The organism is Corallococcus sp. AB011P, assembly GCF_003611605.1.
In the GTDB taxonomy this organism is placed as follows: Bacteria; Myxococcota; Myxococcia; order Myxococcales; family Myxococcaceae; genus Corallococcus; species Corallococcus coralloides.
Genome location: NZ_RAVX01000009.1, coordinates 287,016 through 293,015, shown reverse-complemented (window position 1 = coordinate 293,015; position 6,000 = coordinate 287,016). Strand labels below are relative to the sequence as shown.

At 66.5% G+C, this 6,000-nt stretch carries 3 protein-coding genes and 1 pseudogene; all 4 read right to left on the bottom strand.

The genetic code is table 11. The features are described from left to right. A pseudogene (locus D7X30_RS23865) lies at window positions 1-263 on the bottom strand (serine/threonine protein kinase); the annotation flags it as partial. 62 nt (window positions 264-325) lie between these two features. Further along, complete coding sequence (locus D7X30_RS23860; RefSeq protein ID WP_120565239.1) at window positions 326-2,215, bottom strand: serine/threonine-protein kinase; 1,890 nt, start codon at window positions 2,213-2,215, stop codon at window positions 326-328. A gap of 101 nt (window positions 2,216-2,316) precedes the next feature. Further along, window positions 2,317-3,912, bottom strand: coding sequence for a serine/threonine-protein kinase (locus tag D7X30_RS23855; RefSeq protein ID WP_120565238.1), 1,596 nt, complete (start codon window positions 3,910-3,912; stop codon window positions 2,317-2,319). Window positions 3,913-3,983: 71 nt separating this feature from the next. Further along, a complete protein-coding gene (locus D7X30_RS23850; protein ID WP_120565237.1) occupies window positions 3,984-5,945 on the bottom strand; it encodes a serine/threonine-protein kinase in 1,962 nt (653 codons plus the stop codon). Window positions 5,946-6,000: the final 55 nt, after the last annotated feature.

The following is a 6,000-nucleotide window of genomic DNA, read 5'->3' as shown; positions in this document are numbered from 1 at the left end:
TACTCCCCATCCACGCGGCCGAAGTCGAAGACCTGGGCCACGTTGCCGTGGGACAGCGTGGCGGAGATGCGCGCCTCGCTGATGAACATGGAGATGAAGGCTTCGTCGTTGGCGTACTCGGGAAGCACTTTCTTGATGAGCACGGGCTTGGTGACGCCCGCGTCGCCCACCAGCTGGGCGCGCCACGTCTCCGCCATGCCGCCCCGGCCCAGCCAGGAGACCAGCTCGTACCGACCGAAGACGTCGCCTGCCTGGAGTGCCATGGGGCGGGCATCCTAAAGCCAGATGTCCTCAGGATGCGAAACAGTTCTGTGGGATCGGCCTTCTACTGGGAGGAGCGGCTCAGGATGTCGACGACACGTGCCCGGAGGCGGTGGTCAGGAGGGGCGAGCGTCAAGAACCGTTCGTAAGCCTTGTCGCTCCGCTCACGGTCATTGAGCTTGGCATAAAGCACGCCAAGCATGAGATGGCATTCAGGGACCTTCGGGTCCCTGTCCGCGCAAGCCTGGGCTACCGCCAGGGCCTCATGTATCCGGCCTTCTTTGTTGAGTCTGTCGACGATGGAGCGGACTTCGTTGATGTCCGCCGGAAGGAAGGTAGAGCCTTTTGAGCTGGCGCCAGCGCGAGAGGGCGGCCTTGTTGTGGCTGTGTCGGCTGGCGGCTGCGTGTCGCCGTATTTTGACTGAACGAGGTCAAGCGCAGTCCGGCAGCGTGGGTTGTTGGGAAACATCTTGATGCAGCGATTCGCCGTGGCGAGTGCTTCGTCTAGTTTGTCTTCTGTGATGGCGTCGCGGATGTAGAGCGTCATCTCGTGGACGGTGGAGACTTCCGCTATCGAGATGGTGCCCATGTTGTCGGCACCAGCAACCGGGGGAGTCACGGGAGCGTTTGTCTGGGACTCTTTCTTGTCGGGCTGGGTGGGACTCACTCCCGTCACGGCAAACGGTTGCTGAATGGGCGTGGGCGGTGGAGCCCCTACGGAGGTCTCGGGCGAGTGCGTATTCAACAAGATCCATACGCATGCCCCCACGGTCAGCAATCCTCCCGCGCTCAACCCGTAGAGCAGCGGGCGTGAGGTTCCAGAGGACGCCACGATGGACAGAGGCCGCGTCGGCGCCGTTGTCGCCGTGACCGGCGGGTTCACAGGCCGGACGCGCCGGGTCTGGCGTTCGGCGGAGGGCAGCGGTGTTACCGGCTCCTCCGGCACGGTCTGCACGCGCCAGGACTTCAGTTCCTCCAGGAAGGAGCCCGGCACGGACAGCTCGCGGCCCTCCTGCGCCAGGTCCCCCCGGAAGAGCACCCTCAGCAGGTGCGCGATGGTCATGGCGGAGAAGCGCGGGAAGCTCGAATACAGGAACCCCGCCAGCGCATCCCCGAACGCGTGGCTGGATTCGAAGCGCTGCTCCCTGTCCGGGGTCAGCGCCTTCATCACGATGTCATTCAATTCCTTCGGCAGGTCCGGCCGGAGCACGCTCGGCGCGGGAATCTCTCCCCGCCCCACGCGCATCATCACCACGTGTGGAGGCCCCTCCACGGGCAGCTTCCCGCAGAGCAATTCATACAGCACGACGCCGGTGGCCCAGACATCCGTGCGTGCGTCCACGTCCTCTCCGCGCGCCTGCTCCGGGGAGAAGAAGAGGTACTTGCCCTTCACCACGCCGGGCGCCGTCTTGAAGCCCCGGATGAGCTGGGCCTTGGCGATGCCGAAGTCGACGATCTTGACCTGGCCCTCGTACCCCAGCAGCACGTTGTCCGGGGAGATGTCCCGGTGGACGATGCCCAGCGGCCGGCCGCTGTTGTCCATGCGCGTGTGCGCGTAGTGCAGCCCCCGGCACATCTCCATCGCGATGAAGACCGCGACAGGAACAGGCAGGGCACCCAGGTCGCTCTTCAACGCGCGCTTGAGGACGCGGTGGAGCGGCTGGCCATCCACGAACTCCATGGCCAGGAAGTACTCCCCATCCACGCGGCCGAAGTCGAAGACCTGGGCCACGTTGCCGTGGGACAGCGTGGCGGAGATGCGCGCCTCGCTGATGAACATGGAGATGAAGGCTTCGTCGTTGGCGTACTCGGGAAGCACTTTCTTGATGAGCACGGGCTTGGTGACGCCCGCGTCGCCCACCAGCTGGGCGCGCCACGTCTCCGCCATGCCGCCCCGGCCCAGCCAGGAGACCAGCTCGTACCGCCCGAAGACATCGCCCGCCTGGAGTGCCATGGGGCAGACACTCTAAACCCAGATTCCATGGATGGCAGAATCGAGGCTGCCTTTCTTCTGCCTGGCTGCTTGGGATGTCAGCGAGTGGAAAGGCTGACCGCTCAACCCGCGTCGCCGGACTTCCCGAGCTCCTCCATGGCCCGTGCCCGGGTGGGATCATCCTGGGCTGCGAGCTTCACGTAGGCCTTGTAGTGCTCCTCGCTCAGCGTGGCGTTGCCGAGCTCCGCGTAGAGAAAGCCCAGGTACCGCTCGCACTCCGGGAAGGTGGGATCGAGCTTGATGCAAAGCTGGGCCTTCACGAGCGCCACGTCGTAGTCCTTCTCCTCGATCAGCGCCTGGATCTGCTGCTGCAGGTCCATGACCTCCTTGAAGGGCGCCGAGGGCTGTGGCGCCACGTCGGCGACCGGTGTGGGAGTCGGCTCGGGCGGTGGCTCCAGGGTCGCCACGGGCACGGGAGGAGGCTCTTCCATGGGCTGCATGGCCGTCTGATGCCTCCACAGGAGCAACAGGCCCGCGGCCACGGCAAGCAGCCCTCCCACTTTCAACCCGGTGCGCAGCGGGCTCGAGGTGGCAGGAGACGTCGTGGGGGCCCGCGGCGCTGGCGTTGCCATGGCCGGCGGATTGACCGCCCGGACGGGCCGGGTTTGCCGCTGGAGCACCAGGGGTGGGGCCACGGGCTTCGCTGGCGCGGCCGGCTTGCTCCACGCCTTCAGGTCCTCCAGGAAGGAGCCCGGGACGGACGGCTCGCGACCATGCTGCGTCAGGTCCTCCTTGAACAGCACTCGCAACAGGTGCGCGAGGCTCATGGAAGAGAAGCGCGGGAAGTTCGCATACAGGAACGCCGTCAGCGCATCCCCGAACGCGTGGCTGGAGTCGAAGCGCCGCTGGCGGTCCGGCGTCAGCGCCTTCATCACGATGTCATTCAATTCCTTCGGGAGGTCCGGCAGGAGCGTGGCCGGCGAGGGAATCTCACCGTTCCCAACGCGACTCAGCACCACGGCCGGCGGGCCCTCCACCGGCAGCTTCCCGCAGAGCAATTCATAGAGCACGACACCCGTGGACCAGACGTCCGTGCGCGCATCCACTCCCTCTCCGCGCGCCTGCTCCGGAGAGAAGAAGTGGAATTTGCCCTTCACCACGCCGGGCTCCGTGCTGATGCCGCGGATGAGCTGCGCCTTGGCGATGCCGAAGTCGACGATCTTGACCTGACCTTCGTAGCCCAGCAGCACGTTGTCCGGAGAGATGTCGCGGTGGACGATGCCCAGCGGCCGGCCACTGCCGTCCGTGCGCGTGTGCGCGTAGTGCAGCCCCCGGCACATCTCCATCGCGATGAAGACCGCGATGGGAATGGGCATCCGGCCCAGGTCGCTCCTCTGCGCGCGCTTGAGGACGCGGTGCAGCGGCTGGCCATCCACGAACTCCATGGCCAGGAAGTACTCACCCTCCACGCGGCCGAAGTCGAAGACCTGGGCGACGTTGCCGTGGGACAGCGTGGCGGAGATGCGCGCCTCGCTGATGAACATGGAGACGAAGGCCTCGTCGTTGGCGTACTCGGGGAGGACCTTCTTGATGAGCACGGGCTTGGTGACACCTGCGTCGCCTACCAGTTGGGCGTGCCAGGTCTCCGCCATGCCGCCCCGGCCCAGCCAGGACACCAACTCATACCTTCCGAAGGTATCTCCGGCTTGCAGTTCCATATGGTGCGCGCATCCTATCCGGAACCTGGGAAGCCCCGAATGCAGGCCCCCTGTGACGGCGTGAAACCGGGTCAGTCCGTGGCGCCGGTCGCCCGCAGCTCGACGAGCTTCTGCAAGACATCGGGACGTCGCGGATGATTCGCGGGCGCGAACGCCAGGAAGCGCTCATAGCTTCGCGCGCTCTCCGAGACCTGATTCATCTTCGCCAGGACGTCACCCTGTAACAGGTGACAGTCCGGCTCCCGGGGGAGCCGCGCCACGCATTGGTTTGCGGCGTCCAGCGCTTCCTTCTGGCGGCCTCGTGTCAGGTGCATCAGGACAGCGCTTCGGGAGGACTCCAGCTCCGCCTCGTTGGCGGGCGTCTGCGCTTGGGGTTTGCGCTGAAGCAAGGCCGACAGTCGATCCTTCACCGCGCTCCGCCGGAGATCGGTGGGGAGCGCGTTCTGCAGGAAGGCCTGGTAATGGCTCACGCTCTTGTCGATGGAACGGAGCCGTTCGTAGGTGAGGCCCGCCGCCAGCCGGCAGTCCACGTTGTCTGGCACCGCGTCCACGCAGGTCTGGACCAGCTTCGCGGCCCGCGTCAGTTCCTTGCTGTTCTTGCTCAGGCGATACACTTCGTCGAGCAGGGTGCGCACCCGGGCATCACTCCACGCAATGGCTGCCGGGGGCGAGGGCGGAGGCGGCGGTGGCTCCGGAGTCACTCCCGCATCCGCCACCACGGGCTCCACGGCTGCAGGTGCCGCCGCCACCACGGGCGGCACGCTGGAGTTTTCTCCCCGCGGGACTTCCGGTGCGCGCCGGAGCTGTGTCCACCAGACGCCACCGCCCAGCGCGAGCAGGGCCATGCTCCCCACCGCGAGTCCCACCCATGGCGAGCGGGAGCGGCGGACCGGCGCGATCTCGGCCGTGGGCACATCCGGCGCCGCCTCCTCCTGGGACTCGCGCGTGACGACGACCGGCGCGGGGGATGGCCGAGGCGTCTGGATGGCCCGGAGGTGGGGAACCGTGGGGAGCTGGTCCGGCGTCACGGGGTTCCGCCAGGCCTTGAGCTCCGCCAGGAAGTCGTCGGGAACCGCCAGCTCCCGGCCTTCGTTCAACAGGTCGCCCCGGAACAGCACCCTCAGCAGGTGCGCGAGGCTCAATGACGAGAAGCGCGGATGATTCGCATACAGGAAGCCCGCCAGCGCATCCCCGAACGCGTGACTGGTGGCGAAGCGCTGCTCCGGATCCGGGCTCAGCGCCTGGAGGACGATGCGGTTGAGCGCTTCCGGCAGGTCCGGCCGCAGCTGGCTCAACGGCGGAATCTCACCGTGAGCAACCTTCATCATCACGACATGCGGCGGACCATCCACGGGCAGCCGGCCGCACAGCAACTCATACAGCACGACACCCGTGGCCCAGACGTCCGTGCGCGCATCCACCTCTTCACCACGCGCCTGCTCCGGGGAGAAGAAGAGGTACTTGCCCTTCACCACGCCCGGCGCGGTCTTGAACCCCCGTTGCAGCTGCGCCTTGGCGATGCCGAAGTCGACGATCTTGACCTGGCCTTCGTAGCTGACGAGCACGTTGTCCGGAGAGATGTCGCGGTGGACGATGCCCAGCGGCTTCCCACTGCTGTCCGTGCGCGAATGCGCGTAGTGCAGGCCCCGGCACATCTCCATCGCGATGAAGACCGCCACGGGGATGGGCAGCGCGGGCAGTCCGCTGCGCATCGCGCGCTTGAGCACCTTGTCGAGCGGCTTGCCGTCGACGAACTCCATGGCGAGGAAGTACTCGCCCTCCACCTGCCCGAAGTCGAAGACCTGCGCGACGTTGCCGTGGGACAGCGTGGCGGAGATGCGCGCCTCGCTGATGAACATGGAGATGAAGGCCTCGTCGTCCGCGTACTCCGGGAGGACCTTCTTGATCAGCACGGACTTGGTGACGCCCGCCGCGCCCACCAGCTGGGCATGCCACGTCTCCGCCATGCCGCCCCGGCCTAGCCAGGACACCAGCTCATACCTCCCGAAGGTGTCCCCCGCGTCGAGCGTCATGGGCCGTCTACCTTAGCCCCAGAATCCCGGGACCACCGAATAGACGTCTTCGCGT